We start from the raw sequence: 1698 nt of genomic DNA on the forward strand, positions 1-1698 counted from the left end.
CGGCGGGGGGGCCCGCCCGGCCCCCCCCCCCCCCCGGCCCGGTCTGCATCGGCTCGGCTCAGCTCAACGGTGGTCCGGGCTCCGGATTCGGGACCGGCTCGGGGCCGGGCGGGATCGGGGACGGCGACGGCTCCGGGACCGGGCGGGGGCCGGGCGGCGGACCCGGCGGTTCCGGGGGCGTGGGCATCGGCCCGGGCGGCGGCTCCGGCGCCGGGACCGGCGACGGGTACGGGTCCGGGGTCGTGGGCTCCGGGTCCGGCGCGGGTTCCGGCGGAACGGGATCGGGCGGAACGGGATCGGGGTACGGCTCGGTCATCGTGTCCTCCGGCCAGTCGGTCGACATCGGCTCTGGACTACTCCCCCGCCTACCCGACGGCCGCGCCGCCACTCACCCGCGCGCGGGACGTGAAGAGCCCGGGTGGGCCCGGCTGAGCCGACCCGGGGTCAGAAGCGTCCCGGATGCGCCGCCAGCCACTCCTTGGCCGCCCGCCGCAACTCCGGCGCGGCGGGCGGGGCCTGGTCCGGGTGGCGTTCGGCCCACTTGGTGACGTACGGGCACAGCGGCGCCACGGCGACGCCCTCGCGCGCGGCGATGAGGTACAGCTCGCGCGCCAGCGCGCCCGCGATGCCCTTCCCCTCGTGCGCCGGCTCCACGATGGTGTGCACGGGGACCAGGGCGTGCCCCGGCGCTTCGAGGACGAAGTACTCGATGCGGCCGGCGACTTCGCCGTCCGCGCCGCCTCCGACGACGGCTTCCAGGCGGCCGGCCGCCCGGTCGTCGCGGATCTCGATGTCGCTCATGGGCACGCTCCGGGTGACTCGGCGGATCAGGCCGGTACGGCCTGCGGGCTGCGCTCCTGGTCCGAGCCCGGCACCGGTTCCGACGGGTCGGCACCCAGGGCCACGATCCGGTTGTCGCGGTCCACGTGCACGATCCGCGGCTCCAGCGCCCGCGCCTCGGCGTCGGTCACCTGAGCGTAGCTGATGATGATCACCAGGTCCCCGGGGTGGACGAGATGGGCAGCGGCCCCGTTGATCCCGACGACCCCGGAACCCCGCTCCCCCTCGATGACGTACGTCTCGAGCCGGGCGCCGTTGGTGATGTCGACGATGTGCACCAGCTCACCGGGCAGCAGGTCGGCGGCGTCGAGCAGCTCGGCGTCGATCGTCACGGATCCCACGTAGTGCAGGTCGGCCTGGGTGACGGTGGCGCGGTGGATCTTGGACTTGATCAAAGTTCGCAGCACTTTGGACTTCCTTAAAAGACGGCTCCCCGCCAGCTTTCTGCAGGTCAGGGGCGTCGTTCACTGTACACGGGCACGCGTCGAACTCGAAGTTGTCGAGGAACATCGGTTGACTCTCACGACAAGGCTCTCGCCTGCACTTTCACGAGAGCCTGGCTGCCGTGACAGCGCTGATCCGGCATCTGTTCGGACGGCCGTTTCGGAACCCGCGTTCGCGCACCTGGCCGGGGTCGCGCCGACCCCGGCCTCGTCCGGACGCGCCCACCGCCACCGCCTCAACCGCGGCGGCGACCGGGCCGCCGACAACGCCCTGCACACCATCGTGCTCACCCGCACGCGCTTCGACGAACGACTACTCCTGCCCGGCCCCCGTCGTCGTCCCCGGCCGGCGGCGCAGAGCGCCGCCCGCCCGGGGCCGGACCGGGGAGGCCGGGGGGGCCCGGCCCGTGAGGGT

Annotated in this window: 2 protein-coding genes and 1 pseudogene; 1 reads left to right on the forward strand and 2 read right to left on the reverse strand. The window is 74.2% G+C overall.

Going from position 1 to position 1698, the window contains the following annotated elements; all coding sequences use genetic code 11:
- Window positions 1-444: 444 nt before the first annotated feature.
- Together AB0G63_RS39070 and panD are read right to left on the reverse strand one after the other, a co-directional pair.
- Window positions 445-801 carry a GNAT family N-acetyltransferase gene (locus AB0G63_RS39070; protein ID WP_360760660.1) on the reverse strand — a complete coding sequence of 119 codons (357 nt, stop codon included), beginning with the start codon at window positions 799-801 and terminating at the stop codon, window positions 445-447.
- A 26-nt stretch (window positions 802-827) separates the two neighbouring features.
- Entirely contained in the window at window positions 828-1247 is a 420-nt protein-coding gene (gene panD / locus AB0G63_RS39075) for an aspartate 1-decarboxylase (RefSeq protein WP_360760663.1), read from the reverse strand.
- 196 nt (window positions 1248-1443) lie between these two features.
- Between panD and AB0G63_RS39080 the strand changes: the two are divergent.
- Window positions 1444-1587: pseudogene (locus AB0G63_RS39080) on the forward strand (transposase); the annotation flags it as partial.
- Window positions 1588-1698 lie beyond the last annotated feature (111 nt).

Origin of the sequence: Streptomyces sp. NPDC020996 (assembly GCF_040641355.1) — a bacterium.
Lineage (GTDB): Bacteria > Actinomycetota > Actinomycetes > Streptomycetales > Streptomycetaceae > Streptomyces.